20 protein-coding genes and 1 pseudogene are annotated in these 26,890 nt (G+C 37.4%); 17 read left to right on the top strand and 4 right to left on the bottom strand.

Annotated elements, in window-relative coordinates; all coding sequences use genetic code 11:
• The first annotated feature begins 81 nt into the window (after positions 1–81).
• From hydA to LZD48_RS13470, 4 genes are all read left to right on the top strand, one after another.
• A complete protein-coding gene (gene hydA, locus LZD48_RS13485) occupies positions 82–1,503 on the top strand; it encodes a dihydropyrimidinase (RefSeq protein WP_235763253.1) in 1,422 nt (473 codons plus the stop codon).
• A 225-nt stretch (positions 1,504–1,728) separates the two neighbouring features.
• Complete coding sequence (locus LZD48_RS13480) at positions 1,729–3,060, top strand: cytosine permease (protein WP_235763252.1); 1,332 nt, start codon at positions 1,729–1,731, stop codon at positions 3,058–3,060.
• A gap of 418 nt (positions 3,061–3,478) precedes the next feature.
• Positions 3,479–5,551, top strand: coding sequence for a hydantoinase/oxoprolinase family protein (locus tag LZD48_RS13475; RefSeq protein WP_235763251.1), 2,073 nt, complete (start codon positions 3,479–3,481; stop codon positions 5,549–5,551).
• A 2-nt stretch (positions 5,552–5,553) separates the two neighbouring features.
• A complete protein-coding gene (locus LZD48_RS13470; protein WP_235763250.1) occupies positions 5,554–7,335 on the top strand; it encodes a hydantoinase B/oxoprolinase family protein in 1,782 nt (593 codons plus the stop codon).
• A gap of 308 nt (positions 7,336–7,643) precedes the next feature.
• Here the strand turns inward: LZD48_RS13470 and LZD48_RS13465 are convergent, their stop codons facing one another.
• Together LZD48_RS13465 and LZD48_RS13460 are read right to left on the bottom strand one after the other, a co-directional pair.
• A complete protein-coding gene (locus LZD48_RS13465) occupies positions 7,644–7,952 on the bottom strand; it encodes a helix-turn-helix domain-containing protein (protein WP_235763249.1) in 309 nt (102 codons plus the stop codon).
• Positions 7,953–8,146: 194 nt separating this feature from the next.
• Positions 8,147–8,317 carry a hypothetical protein gene (locus LZD48_RS13460; protein ID WP_235763248.1) on the bottom strand — a complete coding sequence of 57 codons (171 nt, stop codon included), beginning with the start codon at positions 8,315–8,317 and terminating at the stop codon, positions 8,147–8,149.
• 333 nt (positions 8,318–8,650) lie between these two features.
• Here LZD48_RS13460 and LZD48_RS13455 point away from each other — a divergent pair.
• The 4 genes and pseudogenes from LZD48_RS13455 to LZD48_RS13440 all read left to right on the top strand — a co-directional run.
• Positions 8,651–9,026 (top strand): annotated as a pseudogene (locus tag LZD48_RS13455) (PTS transporter subunit EIIC); the annotation flags it as partial.
• A gap of 66 nt (positions 9,027–9,092) precedes the next feature.
• Entirely contained in the window at positions 9,093–9,314 is a 222-nt protein-coding gene (locus LZD48_RS13450) for a MupG family TIM beta-alpha barrel fold protein (protein WP_235763247.1), read from the top strand.
• Positions 9,315–9,624: 310 nt separating this feature from the next.
• Entirely contained in the window at positions 9,625–11,829 is a 2,205-nt protein-coding gene (locus LZD48_RS18935; RefSeq protein ID WP_310739836.1) for a S8 family serine peptidase, read from the top strand.
• 249 nt (positions 11,830–12,078) lie between these two features.
• Positions 12,079–12,801: a DUF443 domain-containing protein gene (locus LZD48_RS13440; protein WP_235763246.1), complete on the top strand. Its 723-nt coding sequence runs from the start codon at positions 12,079–12,081 to the stop codon at positions 12,799–12,801.
• A 278-nt stretch (positions 12,802–13,079) separates the two neighbouring features.
• Here the strand turns inward: LZD48_RS13440 and LZD48_RS13435 are convergent, their stop codons facing one another.
• A complete protein-coding gene (locus tag LZD48_RS13435; RefSeq protein ID WP_235763245.1) occupies positions 13,080–14,240 on the bottom strand; it encodes an ROK family transcriptional regulator in 1,161 nt (386 codons plus the stop codon).
• A gap of 1,099 nt (positions 14,241–15,339) precedes the next feature.
• On the opposite strand from LZD48_RS13435, the gene LZD48_RS13430 reads away from it, so the two are divergent.
• The 6 genes from LZD48_RS13430 (at position 15,340) to LZD48_RS13405 (ending at position 21,772) form a co-directional block, all read left to right on the top strand.
• Positions 15,340–16,080, top strand: coding sequence for a glucosamine-6-phosphate deaminase (locus LZD48_RS13430; protein WP_235763244.1), 741 nt, complete (start codon positions 15,340–15,342; stop codon positions 16,078–16,080).
• Positions 16,081–16,118: 38 nt separating this feature from the next.
• The gene (locus LZD48_RS13425) at positions 16,119–17,084 is read left to right on the top strand and encodes an ROK family glucokinase (RefSeq protein ID WP_235763243.1); all 966 of its coding nucleotides are present in this window, start codon (positions 16,119–16,121) and stop codon (positions 17,082–17,084) included.
• A 68-nt stretch (positions 17,085–17,152) separates the two neighbouring features.
• The gene (locus LZD48_RS13420; RefSeq protein WP_235763242.1) at positions 17,153–18,193 is read left to right on the top strand and encodes an aldose epimerase family protein; all 1,041 of its coding nucleotides are present in this window, start codon (positions 17,153–17,155) and stop codon (positions 18,191–18,193) included.
• Between the two features lie 62 nt (positions 18,194–18,255).
• A complete protein-coding gene (locus LZD48_RS13415) occupies positions 18,256–19,599 on the top strand; it encodes an ArgE/DapE family deacylase (RefSeq protein ID WP_235763241.1) in 1,344 nt (447 codons plus the stop codon).
• A 218-nt stretch (positions 19,600–19,817) separates the two neighbouring features.
• Positions 19,818–21,194: an MFS transporter gene (locus LZD48_RS13410; RefSeq protein ID WP_235763240.1), complete on the top strand. Its 1,377-nt coding sequence runs from the start codon at positions 19,818–19,820 to the stop codon at positions 21,192–21,194.
• 347 nt (positions 21,195–21,541) lie between these two features.
• A complete protein-coding gene (locus LZD48_RS13405; RefSeq protein WP_235763239.1) occupies positions 21,542–21,772 on the top strand; it encodes a hypothetical protein in 231 nt (76 codons plus the stop codon).
• 244 nt (positions 21,773–22,016) lie between these two features.
• Here LZD48_RS13405 and LZD48_RS13400 read toward each other — a convergent pair whose 3' ends face one another.
• A complete protein-coding gene (locus LZD48_RS13400; RefSeq protein ID WP_235763238.1) occupies positions 22,017–22,166 on the bottom strand; it encodes a hypothetical protein in 150 nt (49 codons plus the stop codon).
• Positions 22,167–22,363: 197 nt separating this feature from the next.
• On the opposite strand from LZD48_RS13400, the gene treP reads away from it, so the two are divergent.
• The 3 genes from treP (at position 22,364) to treR (ending at position 26,814) form a co-directional block, all read left to right on the top strand.
• A complete protein-coding gene (gene treP, locus LZD48_RS13395) occupies positions 22,364–24,298 on the top strand; it encodes a PTS system trehalose-specific EIIBC component (RefSeq protein ID WP_235763237.1) in 1,935 nt (644 codons plus the stop codon).
• A gap of 125 nt (positions 24,299–24,423) precedes the next feature.
• Positions 24,424–26,085, top strand: coding sequence for an alpha,alpha-phosphotrehalase (gene treC / locus LZD48_RS13390; RefSeq protein ID WP_235763236.1), 1,662 nt, complete (start codon positions 24,424–24,426; stop codon positions 26,083–26,085).
• Positions 26,086–26,091: 6 nt separating this feature from the next.
• Positions 26,092–26,814 carry a trehalose operon repressor gene (treR, locus tag LZD48_RS13385; RefSeq protein ID WP_235763235.1) on the top strand — a complete coding sequence of 241 codons (723 nt, stop codon included), beginning with the start codon at positions 26,092–26,094 and terminating at the stop codon, positions 26,812–26,814.
• The last annotated feature ends 76 nt before the right edge of the window (positions 26,815–26,890 follow it).

The following is a 26,890-nucleotide window of genomic DNA, read 5'->3' as shown; positions in this document are numbered from 1 at the left end:
AGGGGGATGTGTTATTATCAGTTAAATTTGCCAATTGATATTTTTTATTAATTAATTAAATAATATTAGGGGGAAATAATTATGACTAAACTTATTAAAAATGGAACAATTGTTACTGCGGTAGATGAGTTTGTAGGGGATGTGCTCATTGAAAATGGGAAAATAGCGGCAGTAGGAAAAGATCTATCTATTAATGCAGATACTATTATTGATGCAACAGGTAAGTATATACTTCCAGGTGGAGTAGATCAGCACGTTCATTATTCTTTTGATTATAAGGGCGAAAGAGTACGAGGGTTTGAAACTTCAAATGCTGCAATAGTAGGGGGGACTACGACAGTTGTAGAATTTGTAAATCAAGAACAAGGAAAAGGTATGGCCGAGACAATAGAAAAATTTGATAAAGAAGAGGCTTCAAAATTTGCAATGGTGGATTATTCATTCCATGGGGTAGTATGTGATCCTACTGAGGCATTATTCAAAGAGATTCCAACTCTTCCTGACAAAGGTATTTCCACAATTAAGCTTTTCATGGCTTATAAAGGATTACCTTTCCATAGTGATGATGAAGCTGTTTTTAAAGCTTTAAAGGCTTCTAAAGATGCTGGCGTTACAGTCATGGTTCATGCGGAGAATGCAGATGTAATCGATGCGCTACAAAAGGAAAGTATTGAAAAAGGAAATACATCACCATACTACCATGCGGAAACTAGACCAGTTTTAGTTGAAAAGGAAGCCACGCAAAGGGCAATTAACTTAGCAAAAATGGCCGACTCGCCAATTTATATTGTTCATGTAAGCGCCAAAGAAGTCATGGAAACGATTCGAACAGCTTATAACGAAGGGGTACCGGTTTACGGAGAGTCTTGTACTCAATATTTTGTATTAGATAAGGAAGATCTAGCAAGACCTAATTTTGAAGGAGCGAAATATGTACTCTCACCTGCTCTTCGTACAGAAGAAGACAGGGAAGCTTTATGGGAAGCAATTAATAAAGGATGGCTAAATGCAGTTAGCTCTGACCATTGCGGTTTTAATTGGGAATACCAAAAGCATATGGGTAAAGATGACTTTACTAATATTCCTAATGGTGCCCCAGGAGTACAGGATAGATTGTCGATTCTTTGGTCGTATGGTGTCAACACTGGCAAGATTTCAAAACAGCGACTGGTGGATGTCTTTGCAACTTCTCCTGCGAAAATCAATGGACTGGATCATAAAAAGGGTCATATTGGGGTAGGGCTTGATGCAGACCTGGTTATTTTTAACCCAGAAGTTGAGTGGACAATCTCTAACGAAACTAGTCTACATGGTGTAGATTATAACTGTTATGAAAATATGCCAGCAAAAGGAAAAGTGGAGCAAGTATTCTTGAGAGGGAAACTAATGGTAGATAAAGGGGAGTTTATCGGACAACAAGGAGACGGTGAATTTGTTCCAGCTCTTCCTTTTGGATCATGCTACGAGGGCATTAAAATAGAAGAAACAAAAGTAAATATTTAAGTTAGCTTTATTGTTTTAGAACAGGCCTGGAGAAAAAATGTTTTTTCTCCGTCTGTTCTATTGAATATACAAATGCTCGTGGTGTTTTATAAAAAAACTGAATATTTTTTAAGTATTAGTAATTCAGTCTTGAACATTAATTTAACAAAGCATTGTAACCTTGATGATAGGTTTAGTGTCTGCACTTCTGGAGTGGGAATCAAATAAAAATAAGAGGTGAAATGGATGGCATCTAATTCAACGGTCTTAAAAAAAGATTCGAGACGCGATTCTTTAAAACCGGTTTCTAACAATGACCGAATTTTTGGCTTTTGGAGTTATTTTACATTTTGGATTTCTTCTACTATCGTAATCCAATTATTTATTGTAGGTCAAGGTTTTGTCCCTCCAATCGGTCAATTAAATATATTACAAGCAACTGTAGCGAGTGTTGTCTCTACCTTGATCGTGGCATTAATGTACATCATAAATTCTGATGCTGGTTTAAGGTATGGTATTCCTTTTATTGTACATGCAAGGTCTGCCTTTGGCTTTCATGGTGCAAGGATTGCTTCACTAATTCGAGTGCTTCCAGCTGTTATATGGTATGGAATTGGTTCATGGATTGGTGCAGATGCAGCTGGCTATATTGTAAATTTAATTTGGGGAGTTGAAATGACTGGTATATTATTTGTTGGCTTCGTGGTTTTACAGATAGGGCTCACCTATTATGGGATTGAAACAGCAAAATGGTTTAATTCATCCTTATCGGTTGTTGTGTTAGGTTTCCTCATTTACCTTATATCTCGATATGTATCTGTCGGTGGTGCAGACATATTAAATCATGTAGGAAGTGGTGGAACTTGGGGAATGCCATTTTTTGCTGCAATTACCGCAGCTGTAGGTATTCTTTTAACAGGGGCAGTAAACATCGCTGATTTAACTCGCTATTTGAAACCAACAAAGCTAAATAATTGGGGCGGTCATATGCTAGGAATCGTACCAATGTATTTATTGCTTCTATTTTCTGGAATGTTTGCCACAATAGTAACAGAAATTAGCAATCCTATTGCGGCAATGGTATATGTAATTCCTAATGATTTTGTAGCAATTGTGTTTTTGTTATTCATAATAGTTGCTCAAGTGACGACGAATTTAACATTGAATATAATCCCGCCTGCTGTTGTCCTTATGGAAACTTTTAATGTGAGATGGGGATTAGCTGCTATCATTGTAGGATTATTGGGTGTCGTTACGTTTCCATGGCTATTGATTGATAATGCTGCATTTAACGCCTTAATAGGTATTTATTCGGCATTTTTAGGCCCTTTATTTGGTGTGATGTTAGCTGATTATTTTCTTGTAAGAAAAACTAAATTAAATATAGATGAATTATATGATCCAAACATCAAGTATAAATGGCTTGGTTTTGTCGCATTAATAATAGGTGGAATTTTCGGGATAATGTTCCTCTCTATTTCATGGATGGTAGGTCTACCAATAAGTGCACTTGCCTATTGGGTGGGGAATAAAATATTTCCACAAGTTCAACATGATACTTTAGAAAAAGCACAGTAAGGAATATACATCAATCTTTTAAGCGCAAAAAGGTAGTTTCAAGCAACTCTCTAATAAAAATATCAGTAATAACCTTTTAGGCTTGACATGGGCTTCATGCGGGTGTGATTTCTACGCTAGGAAGGCCAGTTTTCCAAAAAAGCTAAACATTTCTAGCCACGCTAACATACCCGCAAAACTATGTAAAGATTTGAATACAGTGTTACCCTATACTGGATTAACTTTGATTTCACCTTTTAGTTTTATAATCAATGTTGCTATTTATTCTTTTTGATTACACTAGCCTTCAATATTTTGAAAAAATAACATCTAAGTCAGAATAGGCAAGTAAAGAAGATATTGTGAAAGGAACTGAATTACTTTTAAAAGTAATTCAAAAAAATGTATTAGTAAACTCAATAATACAAGGAGGGCCACTATGCGACTGCTCGGAATTGATGTAGGTGGTACATTTACCGACATATTTTACAATGATACAGAGGAAAAACAGTCCTTTATTCATAAAACACCGACTACCACAGAAGACCCATCGATTGGTATTTTAACAGGAATTTCTGAACTGGCTCAATCGAATAACTTAGTAATAGAAGATATTGAACATATTTTTCATGGTACTACAATAGGGACGAACTCTATTTTGGAATTTGATGGTTCTATTATAGGAATGATTACAACGAAGGGCTATCGCGATATTATCCACATTGGCCGGCACCAAAGACCAGAGAATTATTCGATTATGCAAGATATACCATGGCAAGCTCGTCCATTAGTAAAGAGAAGATATCGGAAAACGGTAACGGAACGTATGGGGCCGAAGAAAGGTGAGGTTATAGAACCATTAAATGAAGATGAAGTAAGAACTGCAATAAATGAATTAAAAGAGCAAGGTGTTGAATCTATTGTAGTAGGTTTACTTTTTTCTTATATAAATCCAGAGCATGAAGAAAGGATTGTTGAGTTAATCAAAGAAGAATATCCTGAGGCGTTTATAACGAACTCATCTGATATATCCCCTCAATATCGAGAGTTTGAGAGATTTACTACCGCAAGCATTAACGGGTTTATAGGGCCAAAAGTTAAAAGTTATATTAATAAACTATCATCACGGTTAAAAGAAATAAATATGAAAGCTGATTTGCACATTATGTGCTCAAATGGAGGAGTTGGTACTCCTGAAAGTGTTGCATCAAAGCCGGTTAACACTTTAGTGTCTGGACCAGCAGCAGGTGTATTAGGCGGTGCATTTGCTGGGTCGTTATCCAATAAAAACAACCTAATCACCTTTGACATCGGTGGAACAAGCGCAGATATCGGTATTGTTATGGAAGGTAAGTTTGGTGAGACCTCCGCACGGGATACATGGATAGCTGGCTATCCCGTAATGGTGCCTATGATTGATATTCATACGATAGGGGCGGGTGGGGGAAGTATAGCACATGTTGATGAAGGTGGTTTTTTTAAAGTTGGTCCCCAAAGTGCTGGGTCTTTTCCTGGTCCCGCATGCTACGGACGTGGTGGGAAATTACCAACCGTGAGCGATGCAAATGTTGTATTGGGAAGGTTGGATAGTGATAATTTCCTGGGTGGAGAGATGGCGTTTTATGAGGATGCTTCACACAAAGTAATTGAAGAACTGGCTCAGGAATTGGATATGGAAAAAGATGAGGCTGCTGAAGGTGTTTTAAGAGTTGTGAATAATAATATGGCGAATACTATAAGAGAAAAAACAATTCAAAAAGGAATTGATCCAAGAGAATTCTCATTGGTTGCATTTGGGGGAGCAGGTCCACTTCATGCAGTAGATGTGGCAAAAGAGTTACAAATACCTGAAGTAATAGTTCCGCCTTATCCTGGAATTAATTCTGCAACTGGTTTATTAACTACAGATTTGAAATATGATGTTGTAAAAACTCAGTTTATGTTAAGTAATTCATTAAATCTTGAAATGTTAAATCAAGATATTCAAGAACTAGAAAAAGAATTAAGTGATCAATTGAAGAAAGATAATATGAAAAATGAATCCATTCATATGAATCGATTTGCGGAATGTAGATACAAAGGGCAGGGTTATGAATTGCGAGTCCCCCTACCTGACGAAGATTTGAATAATGAAAATATGAATGAGGTTTTGAAGTTGTTTCATGAAATGCACAAAAAGGAATATGGGCACGCCTTTGAAGAAGCGATAATAGAAATTGTTAATATTCGTGTTACGGGTGTAGGGAAAATGCCGAAATTGGAAAAAGAAAAAATAGAAAGAAGTGAAAGATTAGATGATGCGAAAATAAGTAGTAAGGAAGTGGTATTTCGAAGTAAGGGAAAACTTCAGAAGATAGATACAGTACATTACCAACGAGAATTAATACCTGTAGGAAAAGCGCTTGACGGACCAGCAATCATCATCCAAAAAGATACAACTATTGTAGTGCCCCCAGGCTCACAAGCCGTCGTCGAAAAGTTTGGGAATTTATTAATTAAGGTGGGTGAATAATAGTGACAACTAAAACAAAATCTATTGATCCAGTCACCATGCAGGTGGTATTAGGCGCCTTGGAAAGTGTCGCTGTTGAAATGGGACACAAATTCGGACGAATGTCGTATTCAAGCATTATTCGAGAATCAGAGGATTATGGTTGTGCACTAGTGGATATACGTGGTCAACAGCTATGTGAATCCTCCCATAGCACACCACTTCAATCGGGTCCAATACCAGGATACGTCAAAGGAATTAGAGAAATAATGGAGGAAAGAGGCGATAAATTTTATCCTGGAGATGTGATTTTGCATAATTCGGCATATCATGGAGCCTCTCATGGACCGGATTTTGGTATTTGTGTTCCAGTATTTCGCGAAGGGCGGCTTATCGGTTTTTCGGTGATTACTGCACATCATTTAGATGTTGGTGCATCGACACCCGGAAGTAGTGGGATAATTGATGCTGTAGATGCTTATGCAGAAGGGCTTCAATTTAAAGCAATTAAACTTTATGAAAAGGGGAAAGAAAATAAGTTCTTATGGAATGTTCTAAAAGATAATATAAGATCCTCTGATATGGTAGTAGGTGATATTAGGGCACAGGTTGCGACAACTAAAATGGGAGCGGAAAGATATCTGGAAATCGTTGAAAAATATGGACTTGACACTGTCAAAGCAACAGCGGAAGGGTTAATGGATTATTCGGAAAAAATGATGAGGAATGCGATAAGTAAACTTCCGAATGGCACTTATCGTGCGGAAGGATTAATGGATGGTTTCCTAGATAGTTCTGACCCGCAGGAGAAAGATCTAAAAATTGTAGTGTCACTAACTGTAGCTGATGATGACTTGACTGTGGATTTAACAGGAACATCTCCACAGCTTGATAATAGACCTATTAATATGCCTTTTATTGGTACAGTGGATATTGCAGTTTATCTCACATTACGCTCGATATTACTGGACTCTGAAAAGTTTGGGCATTTTCCACATAATTCAGGTTTAATACGTCCGATAAAAATTATAGCACCAAAGGGTTCTTTATGTAATCCGATATTTCCTGCCCCAACAATTGCTAGATTTGTACCTGGAAATGTTGTAGCCGATACATTAATGAGGGCGTTAGCTCAGGCTATACCTAGACAGGTAAGTGCAGGTATAGGGAATTTAAAAGCTTTGGCGCTAAGTGGGAAAAGAGAAGGTGATTATTGGGTTTATATGGATATTATGGAAGGTAGCTATGGTGGGCGTTTTGGAAAAGATGGCATGGATGCAGTAGATACACTATACGCAAATACAAGAAATAATCCTATAGAAGATATTGAGTCACACTATCCCTTGCGTGTTACAAAGTATGAATTAAGAAATAATGCCTGTTCTCCGGGGAAATGGCGCGGAGGTATTGGTTCAATAAGGGAGATTACTTTTCTAGCAGATGGTAGCTTTTCATTAGAAGGAGATGGAAATAAATACGAACCATGGGGCTTTGATGGAGGGGAAGATGGAAAGGTGGGCTCTATTCTAATTAGTTCTCCTAATGGAACAAACACGGTGTTACCCTCTAAAATTCCTAATATGGTTGTCAAGAAAGGAAGTACTATAAAAATGAAAGGTCCATGCGGTGGTGGCTACGGCAATCCGTTAGAAAGAGATCCAGAAGCTGTCTACGAAGATTACTTAGATGGTTATGTTAAATTAGAACAGGTTCTAGACCAATATGGAGTTGTTTTGAATGATGCTAATGAAATTAATTATTTCAAGACGGAGGAAATAAGAGATTCTCTATCAAATAAACAATAAGGATACTTGTAGGATAATAATCTAAAAAAGTTTTATTGATTATAAAAACTATTTACCTGAATCATTCATAAAACCAAACCAATACTTTTATTGATGATAATTTCCAAAAATCAAGCTGTATCCTTTGCTTGGTTTTTGGAAATTTTGCATACTTCATAATAAACCCCCGTTATTGATTATATTTGCTTTGCAGGCTTTTTAAAAAGGGAATACGTATCCATAGGACTATAAATATAAATTTAAACTTCTGAGAATGCTGTTTTAATTGCCAGGAAAATACCAGCAATTCTTGTATTTGCTGTAGGGCACTAAAAATGGATCTTTGAATTAGGATATAATCCCGTTTCCAGTAAATACTTCGCCTTATTTATTCTTAACGTCTGTTGATATTCTGTCATTGTCCTTCCCGTCTCTTCTTTGAATCTTCGCGCTAAGTGATTGGGATGGGTGAAGGTAATCTGTGCTAATTCCTCTACATCTATTTTTTTGTTATAAAAACTAATGATGTGCTCCAGGGCAGTCTGAATTAATATGGAATATTTGTTTAAAGGAAATGAGTTGACTAAATCACAATATTCTTCAACCATCTCATCCCCTAGTTGATTAAACCTTTCCAATTGGTTTGTAGCCTCCAATTTAAAAGCAAATTTTTCAGAAAGGCGGTGAATAAAAATGGGGGGACACCACCCTGTAGGGCTGCTGTTCGAAATAACGTATTTTTGATAACCGCCAGATGTTTTAACGTCCTCATAGTTTGAATTGGAAAGTAATATGAAAAAGAAAACGACAATTTATTGTCATTTAACAACCCTTAGGCTGTTTCTTTATTTCCATTTTGGATAGCTTGAATAAAATCCCTCTCGATTTTATACCTTGATTTGATCAATTTGGCATCCTGATTTTTATTCAATCTATCATTGTTATTCTCTTCATCGGGATGATCAACGGTTTCAATAATCATGGGATCGTATTCCGTTCCCATCATCCTATCGAATAACTGGAGGATTGTAGAATAACTTCTTATCTTATCGATGGGCAATATGTGGATTTGGTCACAGACAAGTTTTAAATCTTCTCTTTGATTGTGACTGAGGTTGCATTTATTGGATAACCTCACATAAAATCAGTTGATAATTAAAAAAAGGTCCAATGGTTACCGTAAAAGCCTTATGATCATGCAGGAAAGAATACCCTATAAAATTCAGTCCCCATTCATTTTTATAAAAGTAAAGTTGGGCATCAGAAACCATTTGTTCCAAAAACGATAAAATGTCCGAATCCGCAGAACCTGGCATAAAAGCTGGTATATTGATCAGCAATGGGTGGAGCTGGCCAAGTTGGTGCAGCACTAGCGATCTATGTGAAAACAAAGAACAAACGCTTGCGGAATATTATTAAAGGAAGTACACCCGTTGGATTCCTTGGGATTGGTGAACCGTTAATGTAGGGGGTAATCTTACCATTAGGTAGACCGTTCCTAACAGCTTGTATGGGTGCTTCCGTTAGGGGAGCGTTTCAAGCAATTATGAGTACGGCGTCTTTTGGCATTGGTGTTTCTGGTTTGTCCTTAATTCCATTCATCACAAATGGACAATATCTCTCGTATTTCCTAGGTTTAGTTATCTCATATGCATTTGGTTTCCTATTCGTATACATTTGGTTTCAAGGAAAACATGGCAGACAATATTTAATGAACTTTAAAAAGAGTTGGGGGTTAATTTCTGACCTCCTTCTCTTTATTTATCGGGGGTATAACGATGTTAGGAATTTCTATTTATTTAGGAAGTGAACCAATTGCTAAGCAAATCCCTTATATTCGCAACATGCGAGAAATGGGATTTGAATCGATTTTTACTTCGCTCCACATCCCAGAGGAAGATCAATCCATCTATAGGGAACAGCTCCAGGCACTTGGAAAAGTAGCTACAATTCTGCGTCGGATAAAGGGGAATCAGAAGTTTCGGATTGTGTGGGTGTAAGTATGGCCTTTAAAATCTAGTGAAATAAATCAGGTGTAGTCTATAGAGTGAGAGTCCTGAGCGGCTAATATCCGATCCGAGGAACAAGTCGTAAGTAATTATTTTTTTCTGAAAAAATGAACTCCCATATCAAGAAAACCAAAGGAAGCAGCACAGAGGATCATTCTAATCATGACTCCCTGAACCCCTATATGTAATGCTTGTGGACATAAAAAAAGTTATTTTTTTATTTCTTTCCAATTCTATCCAAGTGCATGATAGAGTTATAATGATAGAAAGTGACATAAAGAAATTACAAAGGAGAAGTATCTTGAAGAAAAAACGAAATGTAACGATAGTATTAGCACTTCTGGTTACATTAGCGGCTGTATGGTTTTTTTCAACCAATAAAAATGCCGAGCAATCAGGAGAGGAAATGGAAACAGAGCAGTCGGAAAAGCTTGGGCAAGAACAAAATAATAAAGGAGATGAAAAAAGAACCATCCGTTATGAGAACGGGGATTATGTCTTCCTTCCAACAGATGAGGATATCGTTTATGACCGTGAAGAAAGATTAACGTATTATAAAAATATATTGGATGTTTTCCTTGTTGGGGAACTATCGGATAAGGATGCAGAGGAGCTAGCTCATTTAGTAGAAGGGAATATGGGTGGAAGATTACAGGGAGCGATGAATACCCTTCAACTTCAGGTAGAAGCGGATTCCTATCATGAGCTTCAGCAGTTGGCAGATCGTCTAATGGATGAGGAGTCGGTGAAATATGCTGGGCTATCAACACCAATCTTTCCTTCTGACTTAAATTCGGAAGATTCCCAGACAGGCGGCATCAATAAGGTAGAATATGAAGAAGACGATCGTAAATGGTGGCTTGATTCCATTCATGCTTATTCTGCGTGGGATTATATGGATCGTAACCATAAGGAATTTGAAAGAGTCCGAGTGGATGTAGTGGAATTGGGTAATCTAGATAAAAATGATCCTGCTTTAGAGAAAGTCGAGGTAAAGTCTCCGTCCGAAAGTGCATCCAACAGTACGCATGCAGAAGTTGTTACTAAAATTATAGGAGGAGATATGCACTCACAGGGAATCCGTGGAGTTGCTGCTGGAGCAGTGGATGTTGCATTTTGGAGTATGAACGATGCATTTGAAAGGGACGCACGTTCCGATGCAGTCGTTAACCACGAAGTTATTGCAGGGCTTAAATACATTGTTGAGGATGGCGCGAAAATCATCAATAATTCATGGGGAGAACGACCGGTAAGTGAGTTGAACTTTGAAAAGACAAATGACTCTTCTTACGAAACTTATGACGCGTACTTGGAAGCAATTCAAAAGAAAAATGATTTAAATTCAGCAGCTCTCATTGTGGCATTAGATAGTCTTCTGGATTCTGGCTATGACTTTTTGTTTGTCCAAAGTGCTGGGAATGGTTTTAAACCGTATAAGGAGGGTGAAGAGGATAACGAGGAGAAACCATCTGAAAAAAGTCAAGCTGCAGCAGAATATACTGGTTTTTTTGCTAATATCAATCCGGATACATTTGATAAAGTAGATGGTAAATTGAATCATCGTTTAGAAGATATACGAAGCCACATTATCGTTGTCGGAGGTGCTGAAAAGTTAGGTAACAGGTATGAATCACCAGTGAATCGTGGGTATGGAAATTCGGTGGATATCGCTGCTCCTTCTGAAGAGATCAATATGGAGCTAAAGGAAAATTATGGGGAACCAGCGGAAAATAAACCATGGTCTGGCACATCCTTTGCCGCACCGATGGTATCTGGAGCGGCTGCGCTTGTTTGGTCTCACAATCCGGACTTTACTGCTGATCAAGTGAAGGAACGTTTAATTGAAAGTACAACACATATCGTCATAGAGCAGAAAGGGGAAAAGGATTCTTATCCGCTATTAAATGTAGCCAACTCGTTAAATCCCGTTCTATTTACGAGTGACATCCCTCCCTATTATAACGAATTGGTGGAGACGTATCGGACAGCCATCGATGAGCAATGGAATCCGTCTGATTTAGAAAAAGAGGGGAATTTAGGACCAAATCAATACGAGCCAAGTCCTCTTCCACTTGACTATGGATATGTTTTTGCCGATTTAAATGGCGATGGGTTCGAGGAAATGATTGTAGGCACGCATTCCAATGAAAAGCCGTGGATCCAAGAAATCTATACGATTACGGATAAGAAGTCAAAACCGTATAAGGCCGAAGAAAGCGCAATACGGCGTTCGCTCTCCATTTATAAAAATGGCACGATTGAAGTTTTCGAATCGTATGAAGCTGGAAGAATGATTTCTACAACATTTTATGACGTGGACAAGGATCGGTTTAAAGATGGTTATGTAGAGGATTTGGCAACAGAAACCTATGCAAGCTTACTAGATACCGGTCATTCTTTTGAACCGGGTGATGAATTAAGTGAAGAAGCTGTAAATGATATACGAGCAGGATTCGGAGAGCTCGCAGAATTTACGTTTACAAAATTTGTTGATACAGAGGAATGATTTGGTGTTAGATGCCCGCTGCGTTAGTGAGAGAGTGCACGATGTGGCGGGTTTTTATTTGGGTTTCGTGCTTTCGTTAGCGAAAACATATGGTTTTAAACTTTTGTTTGTCTAGTAATTTACCATGTTTATTATAAGTCTTTCGAATTAAATAAAATGACCTAGGTAAAAACGCGAATTATGGTATGATTTAGTTTGAAAGGATTAAATATTGAACTGTTTCTAGTAAAGAAGGGAGAAAGGAACGGAATGAGTCATTCACGAGAGGTTTTGTTACATAATCTGGCGAGTTTAAAGAAGGACGGGAAAGTGCTGGATAGGAATAATAAGAAAATCAGCCGCTTGCACCGGAAAATGATGGATAGAACGAGCTCTCATTTACGGTTATTCTTTTTGCTTATCACGTTAGGCCCTGTATTTTTATTGTTTTTTATTGAATCGCAAAGGATTCCGATTTTAGATCCAATCCTTTTTGGTCTTTTACCGAATCTCATCCCAGGATATAGCATATTATTACGGCTATTTATTCTAGGATTAATCATCTTATTTTTCTATAGCATGTTTACGTTAGGTAAGGAAGACTCTTTTCTGAGAAGGCTTGGTTTCGTGGAACAAAGGGTTGTAAAGACGCAATCTCGCTTCCAGCAAAAAATAGGGGAGTTGGAGGATGAGAATAATCATATTGTCAACGCTAGTAATCTCGGTATCCTCCCTCGGAAATATAGACGTTCACGAGCCATCAATAAAATCTACACATATCTTGAAAATCTGCAGGCCGATACGTTACCCGAAGCAATCAGATTGTACGAAATAGAGGAAGCTCAAATGAGGCAAGCGAGAGCAAGTGCGATGTTGGATAGCTTTGCTGCATCAGATAGGAGGCGGGCGGCGGAAGAACAAAACAGAAAACTTCAATCGATGGAGCGAAAGGTTAAAGAAATACAAAACTCGTTGCCCCGCAGACGTTATTAGGCTATTAGATAAGTAGTCTTAGGGTATTTTATATGAAAAGGGAAAGCAAGTTCATGCTGTGTTTAGTGATGAACTTGCTTTTTTTTGTTAGTGAGCGTAAAATAGGTTCTCCTTATTTTTACTAAGGGATTAGGTTAGTTATGTAGCGAAGAAACTAATGAGGTCATCTTTCACTTTCTTCAAAAAATGGGAAGCATAGAAAGAAGTTAAAATGCCACTGTGATTAGGATTTTTTTGTTATGCTAAAATATCTCCTTTAAACAATTTAAAGAAAAAGATTAAATATCGTCGTTAGAAAAACGTAAAAATTCCTTTAACACAATTGCACTTGCTCCAATAACTCCACTATTTTCTTCAATACTTGGTTTTACAAGCTTATAAGAAGTTTTTAATGGTGCCCAAACGTAATTTTCTGCAATTTTTTCAATATCTTTTGTAATTTGTGGGTACTGTCTAACCATCGGTCCTGTGATTAAAATTGCTTCAGGATTATATATACAGCTTATATTAGATATAGCCAGACCTATATATAGCCGAGCCTGGTTGATTAATCGTACAGCCCAATCTTCTCTTAATTCATATGCTGTAAAAATTTCTCGGAGTGGTTTTTGAGCTTTTTTTTCTAAACTTGAGGAACAAAAAAACGTTTGCAAACATCCAAGTCTTCCACAATCGCATAAGTCCCCATTTGGATCAATTGTTATATGACCAATTTCTCCTAACATATTGTCATGACCACGCACGAGTTCTCCGTTAACCATTACAGCACTTCCGACACCACTCCCTATATAGAGACATACAGCATTTTCATAATTTGTTAAGCCTCCATATAGATGCTCTGCTAAAAGCTCTGTTCTAGTATCAGTATCAATGTACACAACAAAATTCAATTCTTTTTCAATATATTCCTTAATATTCACTTCTCTCCAATGAAATTGCGGGACAACAAGCACTTTCCCTTCAGGCCATGTAATTAGTCCGGGGAGATTAACACCAATTGCTAAAATTTTATCAAAGAGATCAGTACTCATTTCGGAAATTATTTCCTTAGTTTCTAAAATAATTACATTTAGGACTGTTTCTGGAGATTGATTTGCATTAAGGTTTAAAATTCTACGTTTTACGATTGTTCCGTTTAACGAAACAACAGCTATTTCTGAGTGATCTAGATTAATTTCTACTCCGATAATATAAGCGCCTTCTGAATTGATTTTTAATAAAGTTGCTCTCCTTCCTAAATCGCCAACTACTTGCCCTACCTCTTTTACTAATCCATCTTCCAAAAGCTCTTTTATAATTTTTCCAACAGTGGTGTTACTCATATTTGTAATCTTAGCCAACTCAGTTCTAGACATTTTTTTGTGCTTTTGAATCAAACTCAGCAATAAGAAATAATGATATTTTCTAATTCTTTTTTGATCATAACGCATGTTAAACATGAAATCACCTTCTAATCCATTGAATTTATGATGTTTAGTAGTTGAAATATTACTTCTTATGAGAAGAATGTATTTCGCAATTGAATTTTGAGTCACTTCGCAATTAAAATTGAGCCACTAAAATTTAGTGCATTTCACAAACTATAGTGGTATCACTTTTCATCTGCGTTGGCTTAACATGGAGCCTCTGTGGGCATGACTACTTAGCGAAAACGTGCGATATTAAGGGATTTCGCACCCTGATGAGGATATCATGCCCACCTCTCCATGTAAAGCCGTTAAAAGGTAGTGTGAAAAATTACTTCACAAAGTATAAGTGGCTCAATTTTAAGTTGTTATATGGCTCACTTTTCATGTGCGATTAACAGAAGAATTAAATTCGCGATTTTGCTTTATATAATAGCATAATTTGCACATTTATTGTAACAGCTTGATTGCAGCCATCGAATCGATATTGTTGTGTTTTACCTATCTTAAGAAAACTAATCCACTTATGCATACTTGAAAACGAAACTAAACCAGGTAATAAATATGAGGAACTTAACCATTTTATATATCTACCTTTAAGGAGTTACTCGAAAGGCCTATTACTCTAACTCTTGCTTACCTAACTAAACTACTATTAATTATTGTTAAGACAAACGAAATAGCGCTGTACCTATCTACACGTAACCATCTTTTTTCTTTTTCATTTACGCAATCTAATGAATTTCATAATACGTATTTAATGCTTCACCATCACCATATGTAGTTGAGTTGGTTCGTTCCCAACTACATATGGTGATGGAAAAGCCGACTTTGGTAATTATGAAATTCATTCAATCTATAAAAAAATAAAATATAACATAATAATACACAACAGAACAAACCATTATATTAAGAGATGAAGAATTTTACTAGTATTCTTAAATAATAGTTAGAAATGTATTGCATTTCCTTCAGTTAGGTGATAAGTTATTATTAAACCTAGTTTAATAATAGAGTGAAAAAAACTCGATATATATATTTAATGTATATTAAAGCGATCACATTATAATTATAGTTAAACTAAGTTTATTAATGAGGCTATTATCTTAAATTTAGAGGGAGGAAATTTAGAATGAAAGTTATTCAGGTTAAAGATTATGAAGCATTATCAAAGGAAGCTTATTCAGTTATTGCTGAAACCTTACAGGAAAATCCAAAGGCGGTAATCAACACAACAACAGGTGCAAGTTATGATGGGACATTTGAATTACTAGTTAAAGCAATTAATTCGGGGAAGGTTAATATTCAAGAATCGGTTTTCACCAATTTAGATGAGTATGTAGCTGAAAGGAATAAATCGTTTACTGTTTTTTCTTATATGCACAAAAACTTCTATGACTTAATTGATACCAAACCAAGATATGTTGGATTATTGGATGGTAGTGGAAGCGTAACGGATCTTGAAAAGGAATTAGAACGATATAAAGAGGTTTTAAATAAATATCCAAGAGACTTACAAATTGTGGGATTAGGAGTAAATGCACACTTAGCTGCGAATGAGCCTGGAACACCTTTTGATTCCCGCCTCTTTTTGGCTGATAGTGATCAATCAACTATTGATAGTACAATGGGGTATCATAATCTATCTAAAGAAGAAGCTCCAACCCAAATGTTAACGATGGGGTTAGCTGACATTATGGATAGTAAACATATTTTAGTTGCCTCCTCCGGAAAACGTAAAGCTCAAGCAGTAAAAGAAACGTTAGAGGGACCTATTTCCGAAGAATGTCCAGCTTCCATTTTAAGAACCCATCCCAATGTAACTTTTATTATGGATGAAGATGCGGCCTCTTTATTAGAGAAGAAGTATTAAAATAAGTGCGCAGAAATTAAGAGAAGGATGACAGTGAGATGGGCAATAAGCTAATTGGAATTGATATAGGGGGCACATCCGTAAAAATTGGTGTTTTGGATATCAATGGGTCTATTATTCAAAAATGGGAAATTAAAACAAGGAAGGAAAATAAAGGGATAAACGTTGTGAGTGATATTTGGAAATCTATAAACGCTGAACTAACGTGGAATGAAATTAACAACGAAGTAATAGGAATCGGCGTTGGTGCTCCTGGTTTTGTTAGTCAACAAACCGGGATGGTTTATGAAGCTGTAAATATAGGTTGGAAGAATTACAGGTTAAAAGAAAAATTACAAAGTCTAACGAATTTACCAGTATTTGTTGAGAATGATGCAAATTTGGCGGCGTTAGGGGAGAATTGGAAAGGAGCTGGTAATAATACTAATGATATCATTGTTATCACTTTAGGAACGGGTGTTGGTAGTGGAATTATTGCTAATGGAGAACTCCTTAGTGGAATCAATGGAACAGCTGGAGAAATAGGTCACATCATTGTCGATCGAAATGGATTGCCTTGTAATTGTAGAAGAAGAGGATGTCTGGACACAATTGCTTCAGGTCCGGGTGTGGTTTATAAAGCGATGAAAGTGATTGAAAAATATCCAACAAGTGACCTGGCAAAATTTTATGAATCTGAAGGAGATATAACATCCAAAGATGTTTTTCAATTAGCAAGAAAAGGAAATCAATTATGCCAAGGTATAGTAAAGGATATAACAGATATTCTAGGTTATGCAATTGCAGCAGTATCTTCAGTCACCAATCCTTCTAAGATATTGATAGGAGGAGGATTGTCGAATTCAGAAGAACAATTATTAGATGCAGTAAATATATCATTCGAAAAATACTCATTACCACGGGTTTTTCAAAGTTGTAAATTAGAAATAGCTAAATTAGGAAATGATGCGGGAATTATAGGTGCAGCTTATTTGGTTAAAAAACTTAAACAATCTTCAACCTAATGCCTTGTTAGAGTGAAAAGTAAGTTGTGCGTAAAACACAATAAATTTATAGAAACGGAGTAATTGCTATGAGTATCGAAGTTAAACCAATCAATGAATCATGGAAATTAATTAAATTAAGAAATAAAAATAATGTATCAGTTGATATCTTAAACTACGGTGGGATTATTACTAATCTAACGGTTCCAGATAAAAATGGTAATATGGAAAACGTTGTATTAAGTTATGCGGATTTTGATAGTTATAAAAATGATCCAAATTACTTTGGTGCAACAATAGGGAGAGTAGCAGGTAGGATAGCAAACTCAAAATTTGACTTGGAAGGAACCAGCTATTCGTTAGAATCCAATGAATCCAATCATCACCTACATGGCGGGACACGTGGTTTTCACCAAATGTTATGGGATTATAAAGTATTTGAGACTGATTCAGATGTCGGTGTTGAGCTTCAAAATGAAATATCTGAAAGCGTGGACGGGTATCCAGGAAATCTTAAAGTGAGTGTGACCTTTAAACTTAAAGATAATGACGAGCTTATTATAGACTATCGCGCTATTTCGGATAAAACTACAGTATTAACATTAACGAATCATTCTTATTTCAATTTAAATGGTAATTTAAAACAACCAATAAATAATCATATTATTACACTAAATAGTAGCTACTTTATTGAATTAGATAAAGAGCTGATACCAACTGGGGATAAAGTAGATGTAAGCGGTACACCTTTTGACTTTCGTGAAGGGAAAGTGTTAGGAGAAGGAATTGAAAATCCTATTAGTCAAAATGAGTATGCCAAAAATGGTTTTGATCACTATTTTATTTTTGATAATCAAAATGAAGATAGTGTAATTTTAGAGGAACCAAATAGCGGAAGGGTAATGACTATTAAAACAGACCAGCCTGGGATTGTAATTTATACTGGGAATAATTTAGATAACAATTTTGAACTTGCTGAAGGGAAATCAGAAAAATATTTAGGTGTTACCCTTGAAACCCAATCCTCTCCAGCTTCTTTAGAATTTGAAGGATTCCCAAGCATTGTTTTAAAAGCTAACGAACCTTATCAAAAGCAGACTTCGTATAAATTCAGTATTGTAGATAATTAATGGATAGAAAGTTCACTGTTCCACTAATCTTATAAACTCATAAAACAGCAGGAGGAGAAAAAATGCAACAAAAAGAAAAGGTTTTTGCGAGAATTGATGAAAAAAGAGATGAAATTGTTGAACTAGTTAGAAGTTTAATTAGAACTAAGCCTATAAATCCCGCTTATAATGATGATACAAACGAGCGGAAAGCCCAACAAATCATTACTGACAGACTCAAGAAGATTGAGAATATGAAGATTGATCATTTTGATGTGGAACTCGATAAACTAGAAAAATACCGTGATCTGCCAGGATTTATAACGGGGTATACTGACAAATTACCTTGGGAAGATCGACCAAATATTTTAGCGCGTTTATCTGGTAAGAATCCTGAAAAAGGACGTTCACTGATTTTAACGGGCCATACTGATGTAGTAGCAGCTGACGATGTTTCAGAATGGGCACATCCTCCATTTGATGCAGTGGTTGAAAATGGAATACTGTATGGGCGTGGTTCTGTTGATATGCTAAGTGGGGTTGGCGCTATGTTGGCGGCTTTAGAGGCAATATTTGAAAGCGGTATCAAGTTAGATGGTGATCTTTGGTTTTCCAGTTCCGTGGGTGAAGAAGCAGGTGGAACAGGTTTCCTTGCGACTGCAGATTATATTAATAAGAATGGTATTAAGATAGATGCTGGAATCATGACTGAGCCTACTAATCTTGACTTGAGTTTACTATGTCGCGGAATAATTTGGGGGGAAGTAATTATTAAGGGACGTACTGGTCATTTAGAAGTTACTCAACCCCACTGGTCAAGAGGCGGTGCGGTTGATGCTATAGAAAAAGCACGATATATTATGGATGCAATCGACGAGTTAAATAAGGAATGGTCTGCGAGGCCGGATAAGAACCATCCTTTACTAACTGAATCAAATCAAATTAAAGTTGCAATGATTGAAGGCGGCCATCATTTCTCTAGCTACTCTGACCATTGCAAACTATCTTTCAATATACAAGTACTACCACAAGAGTCAGATGAAAATGGTTTAGGAACTGGTTCTCGTAAAGAATTTGAAGATTTCATACAAAGAGTAGCGGAGTCAGATGATTGGCTCAGGGAAAATCCTCCTAAGGTTAATTGGGTATTAGAAGCAGACTGTGCAGAAGTTAAGGAAGATCATCCATTTGTAGATGTATTTAAAAAGTCTGCAAAGGATCTTAATCCATTAATGAACACTGTGGGATCCGGGTTTCATACTGATACAGGATCGCTGGATAGGATAAGTAATATTCCTACCGTAAATTTTGGACCAGGTGATCAGAAGTTAGCCCATATAACAAATGAACATTGTAAAGTAGAAGATATTATAACAGCTACAAAAGTGATAGCAGCAACTTGTTTAGAATGGTGCAATGAAGAATAGTCTCATCACAGGAAGTGACTTACAAAGGATACAACTTGTCTATTTTTGGTGCTAGGTGTTTAACCACTGTTTTTAGCACCAAAAATAGATTAAAGAGGATACCAAAATTTGACGAAAAATACGCCGATGTAAATGTGAAATACCCTTAAATTCAGAATATTAACAATCGGATTGACTTAATTAATGTAACCGCATACAGAAAAGGGAGGAAAAGAAATATGTCTTTACCACAAACTGCTGATAAATCACCTAAATCGAATGGTAAAATCGGGTTTACCGAGAAAGTTGGGTATGGACTAGGAGATTTAGCTACTAACTTTGCTTGGGCGTCCATGAGTATGTTTATTGTATACTTTTATACAGATGTTGTAGGAATTTCAGCTGGTATAATAGGAACAATAATTCTCCTATCCCGGTTTTTAGATGGCGTTTCTGATATTGCGATGGGAGGTATTATAGATAAAACCAAGTCTAAACACGGAAAGGCTAGACCTTGGATACTGTGGTTAACTATCCCATTTGTTGTTGTGATGGTTTTACTCTTTACGGTTCCAGGTGTCAGTGATTTAGGGAAAATAATCTATGTTGCAATCACTTATAACCTAGTAATATTATTGTATACGGGTGTTGTAATTCCTTATGGAACACTTAATACTCTGATGACCCCAGATCAAAATGAACGTGGAGTATTAAATGTCTATAGAATGTTTTTTGCTACTATAGGTATAATTGTAGTTGGTAACTTAGTGCTTCCAATGGTTAATTTTTTTGGCGGTGGTCAAGTCGGCTGGATTGGAGCATATTCCGTACTTGCACTAGTTGCGGCGATTATGTATATGGTTACATTTTTTACTTCCAAAGAAAGAACGGCATATCTAAATAAAGACGTTAATAAAGAACCATTCTGGATTGGTTTTAAAGCTTTAGTAAAAAACAAGTACTGGATTATGGTACTCTTTATGTTTATTTTATACTATGTTAATGATGCCCTATATAATGGTGGGACGATTTACTATGCTGAGTATATCTTAGGAAATCCCGCTCTCGTTGGATTATTAACATTATGTATACAACTGCCTGCCCTATTACTCATTCCATTTCTTGCTCCATTAATGAAGAAATTTGGAAAAACTAAGCTTATGATAGGTGGAACGCTATTATTTATTGCGGGTTCAATTCTAATTATAATAAATCCAACAAGCTTAACGGTTGTTATAATAGGTTCTATCCTTCGAGGTATCGGAAGAGTACCATTATTCGGTTTAATATTTGCTTTGCTACCAGATACGGTAGAATATGGCGAATGGAAAACGGGAGTTAGAAGGGAAGGACTCGTATATAGTGGAGGAAGCATGGGTACAAAAATCGGTACTGGGATCGGTGCTGCATCCGTAGGGTGGATTTTAAGTTTCGGAGGATATGTAGGAGGTCAAGCTATACAATCTGATACCGCAATATTCGCTATAAACGCTTTATTCCTGTATTTACCAATAGTAACTTTTGTATTATTAGTTTTATTATTATCGTTTTATAAATTAGATAAAGAATATCCTCAAATTATTAATGATTTGAGAGCAAGAAAAGGTTTGTTATAAATTAGTGTTTACTTAGTAATTATGAAAACCAAATGAAAAGGTTCTGCTGAGATCTAATCAGGATAGGAAGTTTATCTATTAATAGTATTCCGAATAATACATTAAGAGGGAATCACTAAGGTTACCCCTATTGTTGTGAAACAATTTATAGTTAAGCTAGGACGGATGAACAATAGCGTTGAACCGTCCTAGCTTGTTGTGCGTCCGGCATGGGTGTATTCTATATAAAAGAACAAAACAAACACCAAGTAAAACAATCAAATCTAGAAGCACTCCAATTCGATATAAAATAAATCTAAGACATATTTTAAATTCGATGAACGAAATGTATAAAAAGGTGGTATGTCATGTTTATGCTATTTCGATCAAAGAAGAAAGAAAATATAAGAAGAATCGAAAGTGAATTATTTGTTTTAGTGGAAAGAAAAGAGAGGAAAGATCAAGAAATGGATGAGCACGGAAGATCAATTGTGCTGGCTTTACAGGAATACCTGCAAGGTGATAGGAGCGGGGGAAAGTATAAGAGCCTGATGAAGCAAGCCAAGCGTTATATCAAAATGAATCAAGACTTTTTTTAATTTCTTTCATAAAATATAAAAGCAGTGAATGCTTAAATAGAATGAACTTTTAATATTGTAATCTAAACGGTGTAAGTAGAAAAGCGTACGGTTTCTACTTGCCAGTTTAGATTATTTTATTTTAGCCTGGTTCCTGTCTGCTACAAAGGCAGAAGTAGCGGGTGGTTACAAAGAACACGAAGACTTTGTTTGAGTATAACAATAGAAGGAATAATATAGAGTAGATACTATCTATGATTCCAGTTCAGGCTGCATAATCAACCGTTTCCAAGCGGATATGATAAGAAAAAGAGAGCATATTATTAAAAATAAGCTCTCTTTTTACATCAATCACTTTTCCACGACTCAACACCCCCAGGATGCAGGGCTTGTCCATCGCTCCATAAAATTCCATCTGTAAGCACTTGCAAAAATTGTATATACAAGTTAAACTACTATAGTTGGAGATGACATGTATATACAAGTGTGCTCTAACATTCGTTTTATCGGAAATCTTATATTGTCTTCACACCACTGCTGTTAGTGTGTTCGTGTTGGTAGCAGAGGGTATATATGAATAATTAATAGAGATATGAAAAGGAGTGGACATCAATGGCTTTACAAGGGAATGAAAAGGAAATCATTATTGCACCGCTGAGTGGAAAAGTTACAGCGCTTGAAAATGTTCCGGACCCGACGTTTGCTAAGAAAATGATGGGTGATGGGCTAGCAATTGAACCGACGGATGGTAAAGTTGTATCTCCTGTAAACGGAGAAGTAGTCGTCACTTTTCCGACAAAACATGCGATTGGTTTAAAAACAGAATCAGGAATTGAAATACTGATTCATGTTGGTCTTGAAACCGTTCACATGGACGGGGAAGGTTTTGAAGTGCATGTGGAACAAGGGGAGCAAGTAAAAGTCGGCGATCCTTTGATTACATTCGATTTGCAGTTAATTAAAGAAAGAGCAGCGAGCCATATTACACCGATTATCATCACGGCTGGAGATTCGGTTGAGCATTACGGAAAAACGAGTGATGACACGGTTATTGCGGGAGAATCCAACTTACTTGAGCTTACTCTAAAAGGGGCAAGGGAAACAAATGCCAATCCAGTTGAAAAGCGAGATGGAACGAATCAGGATTCAGAATATAAGGAAACGGCAAAGAAAATTGTGGAAGCAGTAGGGGGTCTTGAAAACATCCATGCAGCAACCCACTGTGTTACAAGATTGCGTTTTGCACTAGATAATGAAGATGCGGTAGACAAAGATGCACTGGAGGATTTAGATGTTGTCAAAGGAACTTTCTCAACAAATGGACAATATCAAATCGTTATAGGACAAGGGACTGTTGATAAGGTATATCAATCCATGGTCAAAGAAACCGGTTTAAAAGAAGCATCTAAAGATGATGTGAAGGCTGCCGGTGGGAAGAAACTCAACCCGCTGCAGCGTGGCATTAAAGTACTGGCAGATATTTTTATTCCGATTTTGCCAGCGATTGTAACTGCTGGTTTATTGCTTGGATTAAATAATATTTTAGTCAATCCGATTTTCACGGATCAATCGATTATCGAGATGTTCCCATCCTGGGCCGGTATGGCAGATATGATTAATGTCATTGCTGTTACGGCATTTACGTTCTTGCCGGCTTTGATCGGCTGGTCTGCAGTGAAACGGTTTGGGGGCAATCCATTATTGGGTATTGTTCTTGGATTGATTCTCGTTCATCCAGCATTAATGCCTGCGGGTGATTATGCCATCGCTGCTGCGAATGGTGAGGCACCGACATGGAACCTATTCGGATTAGAAGTGAATATGATGGGATACCAAGGACAAGTGCTGCCAGTTCTCGTTGCTGCATGGGTTCTAGCAAGCATTGAAAAATGGCTGAAGAAGCGGGTTATTGATTCCTTGCAATTATTAATCGTTGCACCAATCGCCCTGCTTCTGACTGGTTTTTTATCCTTTATCCTGATCGGGCCGGTTACATTTACAATCGGTAACTGGATTACATCCGGATTAATTGCTGTTTTTGATGCGGCACCACTGCTTGGTGGTCTCATCTACGGGGCGCTGTATGCACCGCTCGTTATTACAGGAATGCACCACACTTTTCTTGCGGTTGACTTACAATTGATCGGCAGTACGGGATCAACATTCCTGTGGCCGATTCTAGCACTATCTAATATCGCCCAAGGATCCGCGGTGTTTGCCATATTCCTAGCGGCAAAAAATGAAAAACTGAAAGGATTGGCAGGCACTTCCGGGATTTCTGCTTGGTTAGGTGTGACAGAACCGGCATTGTTCGGTGTTAATTTACAGTATCGCTATCCGTTCGTTGCAGCGATAATCGGAACGGCGATTGCAGGGGCATTCATCACGGTTGGCGGTGTACAAGCTTCATCCGTTGGTGTCGGAGGGGTCCCGGCATTCTTATCCATCGCAAATAGCATGGGGGCATTTTTCCTAGGCATGCTCATCGTTATCATTGTTCCATTTATCATTACATTTGCGATTGCAAAACGGAAACTGAAAAACTAAAGTGACATGCAATTCTTCGTGGACGAAACGTTTAACATAAGAACTTCGGTAACAACAGGACTGCTTTTGAGTGGACTTCCTGTTACCGATCATTTATAAATACCAATAGGAGAGGAGCCTTCAACATGAGTGAGGCATGGTGGAAAAAATCCACAGTATATCAAATTTATCCGAAAAGCTTTTATGATACGACAGGGACAGGAACTGGTGATATCCAAGGTATTATTCAGAAGCTGGACTATATTAAAAAACTTGGGGTGGACGTCATTTGGCTGACCCCGGTCTATAAATCCCCTCAAAACGACAACGGCTATGATATTAGTGATTATTATGCGATTGATCCATCCTATGGCACGATGGAAGATTTCGACGAATTACTTTCAGAGACACATCAGCGCGGTATGAAACTGATTATGGACCTCGTTGTGAACCATACTTCGACAGAACATGAGTGGTTCCAGCAGGCGGCTTCATCTAAGGATAATCCGTTCCGTAACTTCTATGTTTGGAAGGACGGAAAAGACGGCGAGATACCGAATAATTGGCAATCCAAATTCGGTGGCTCGACATGGGAATGGGATGAAAAAACAGAGCAATATTATTTGCATTTATTCGACGTGACACAAGCCGATTTAAACTGGGAGAATGAAGCGTTGCGTGAGAAGATTTTTGAAATGATGCGCTTTTGGGCGGAGAAAGGTATTGATGGCTTCCGTCTGGATGTCGTTAACCTTCTTTCCAAAAATCAAGATTTTCCAGATGATGATATCGGTGACGGGCGCAGATTTTACACAGACGGTCCGAGAATTCATGAGTATTTGCAAGCGATGAACCAGAACGTGTTCCAGGAGTACGATATGCTCACTGTTGGAGAGATGTCCTCAACGACCTTGGAAAGCTGTATCCTTTACACGCAGCCGAAACGCGAGGAATTATCGATGACTTTCCAATTCCATCATTTAAAAGTCGATTATCCGAATGGAGAGAAATGGACAAATGCGCCATTCGACTTCTTGGAGTTAAAACAAATACTCTCCGATTGGCAAATTGGCATGCATGAGGGGGGCGGCTGGAATGCTCTGTTCTTATGCAACCATGACCAACCACGCTCCGTTTCTCGTTTCGGGGATGATGGTAAATATCATAAAGAATCCGCTAAAATGCTCGCAACAACCCTGCATATGATGAAAGGTACACCGTATATTTATCAAGGGGAAGAAATCGGTATGACAAACCCCAACTTTTCCACGATTGAGGAATACCGTGATGTTGAGTCATTAAATGCGTATAAAAACTTACAAAAAGAAGGAAAAACCGAAGAAGAAATCATCGGTATCTTACAGAAAAAATCCCGTGATAATGGGCGAACACCAATGCAATGGTCGGCAAAAGACCAGGCCGGCTTTACAACGGGCACGCCTTGGATAGATGTAGCGGCTAACTATCCGGAAATTAATACAGAAAACGCACTAGAAGACCCGGATTCTATTTTTTATCATTATCAGCAGTTAATCGCGTTAAGGAAAAAGTATGACTGTATTACAAATGGAGATTACCAACTTCTTTTGGAAGACGACCCGCAAATTTTTGCCTTTACAAGAAATTGGAACGAGGAAAGAATCCTTGTCGTCAGTAATTTCTACGGGAAAGACGCAACGGTTGATTTGCAGTTAGAAAAGGCACAAGCGGCTCCGGAAATCTTGTTGTCCAACTATGAAGATTCACCGCAAAACCTGGAACAATTACAATTACGCCCATATGAGTCGATTGTTTATTATTGGAAGTGATGCACCTTGCAGAAGAAATATTTAATCATATACAACGATTTAGTTAGGAAAATCCAGGAAAGTGGATGGGCGATTGGGAACCTCTTGCCGTCAGAAAATGAGTTAGCTCGGGAATATGAAGCGTCCCGTGAAACGATTCGCAAGGCACTGGATCTTTTATCACAAAATGGCTATATTCAGAAAATCCAAGGAAAAGGATCGGTTGTTATTGATCGAAACAAGTTATCCTTCCCAGTCTCCGGAATTCAAAGTTATTCCGAACTGGCGGAGAAGTTAAATTTAAACAGCAGAACAATCGTGCACACCCTCAAGCGTCTGAAACCGGAAGACCAAAGGGAATCGGCTAAATTTTTAAAGACGGACCCGACGGAATCGATTTGGAATGTTATTCGTACCCGGGAAATCGACGGGGAGAAGGTCATCCTTGATAAAGATTATTTCAATGAAACATACGTGCCGATGTTATCTGAGGAGATTTGCGAGACTTCCATCTATAACCATATTGAGAAGGAATTGAATCTGATGATCGGTTTTGCCAAGAAAGAAATTGTCGTTGAAACGCCGACAAAAGAAGACCACGAATTGTTAGACCTGGAAGGTTTCACAAATGTTGTAGTCATCCGAAGTCAGGTCCATTTAGAGGATACGAATCTATTTCAATTCACAGAGTCTAGGCACCGTCCGGATAAGTTCCGATTTGTAGATTTTGCAAGAAGGGTAAAGGATTAGGGGGAAGCTTGAAAGAAGCTAGACGTCGTACAATCCTGCCCAATAGCCTGGGAGGTAGGGGGCGGTCTTATTTGAA

Origin of the sequence: Oceanobacillus alkalisoli (genome assembly GCF_021556485.1) — a bacterium.
Lineage (GTDB): Bacteria > Bacillota > Bacilli > Bacillales > Amphibacillaceae > Oceanobacillus > Oceanobacillus alkalisoli.
The sequence above is the reverse complement of the archived record's forward strand: the minus strand, read 5'-3'. Positions and strand labels throughout refer to the sequence as shown.

Bases quoted from the DNA above. Each gene is read 5' to 3' on its own strand.
- hydA (WP_235763253.1), top strand. From the start codon at position 82: ATGACTAAACTTATTAAAAATGGAACAATTGTTACTGCGGTAGATGAG.
- LZD48_RS13480 (WP_235763252.1), top strand. From the start codon at position 1,729: ATGGCATCTAATTCAACGGTCTTAAAAAAAGATTCGAGACGCGATTCT.
- LZD48_RS13475 (WP_235763251.1), top strand. From the start codon at position 3,479: ATGCGACTGCTCGGAATTGATGTAGGTGGTACATTTACCGACATATTT.
- LZD48_RS13460 (WP_235763248.1), bottom strand. From the start codon at position 8,317: ATGGGAACGGAATACGATCCCATGATTATTGAAACCGTTGATCATCCC.
- LZD48_RS13450 (WP_235763247.1), top strand. From the start codon at position 9,093: ATGTTAGGAATTTCTATTTATTTAGGAAGTGAACCAATTGCTAAGCAA.
- LZD48_RS13440 (WP_235763246.1), top strand. From the start codon at position 12,079: ATGAGTCATTCACGAGAGGTTTTGTTACATAATCTGGCGAGTTTAAAG.
- LZD48_RS13435 (WP_235763245.1), bottom strand. From the start codon at position 14,240: ATGTTTAACATGCGTTATGATCAAAAAAGAATTAGAAAATATCATTAT.
- LZD48_RS13430 (WP_235763244.1), top strand. From the start codon at position 15,340: ATGAAAGTTATTCAGGTTAAAGATTATGAAGCATTATCAAAGGAAGCT.
- LZD48_RS13425 (WP_235763243.1), top strand. From the start codon at position 16,119: ATGGGCAATAAGCTAATTGGAATTGATATAGGGGGCACATCCGTAAAA.
- LZD48_RS13420 (WP_235763242.1), top strand. From the start codon at position 17,153: ATGAGTATCGAAGTTAAACCAATCAATGAATCATGGAAATTAATTAAA.
- LZD48_RS13415 (WP_235763241.1), top strand. From the start codon at position 18,256: ATGCAACAAAAAGAAAAGGTTTTTGCGAGAATTGATGAAAAAAGAGAT.
- LZD48_RS13410 (WP_235763240.1), top strand. From the start codon at position 19,818: ATGTCTTTACCACAAACTGCTGATAAATCACCTAAATCGAATGGTAAA.
- LZD48_RS13405 (WP_235763239.1), top strand. From the start codon at position 21,542: ATGTTTATGCTATTTCGATCAAAGAAGAAAGAAAATATAAGAAGAATC.
- LZD48_RS13400 (WP_235763238.1), bottom strand. From the start codon at position 22,166: ATGGAATTTTATGGAGCGATGGACAAGCCCTGCATCCTGGGGGTGTTG.
- treP (WP_235763237.1), top strand. From the start codon at position 22,364: ATGGCTTTACAAGGGAATGAAAAGGAAATCATTATTGCACCGCTGAGT.
- treC (WP_235763236.1), top strand. From the start codon at position 24,424: ATGAGTGAGGCATGGTGGAAAAAATCCACAGTATATCAAATTTATCCG.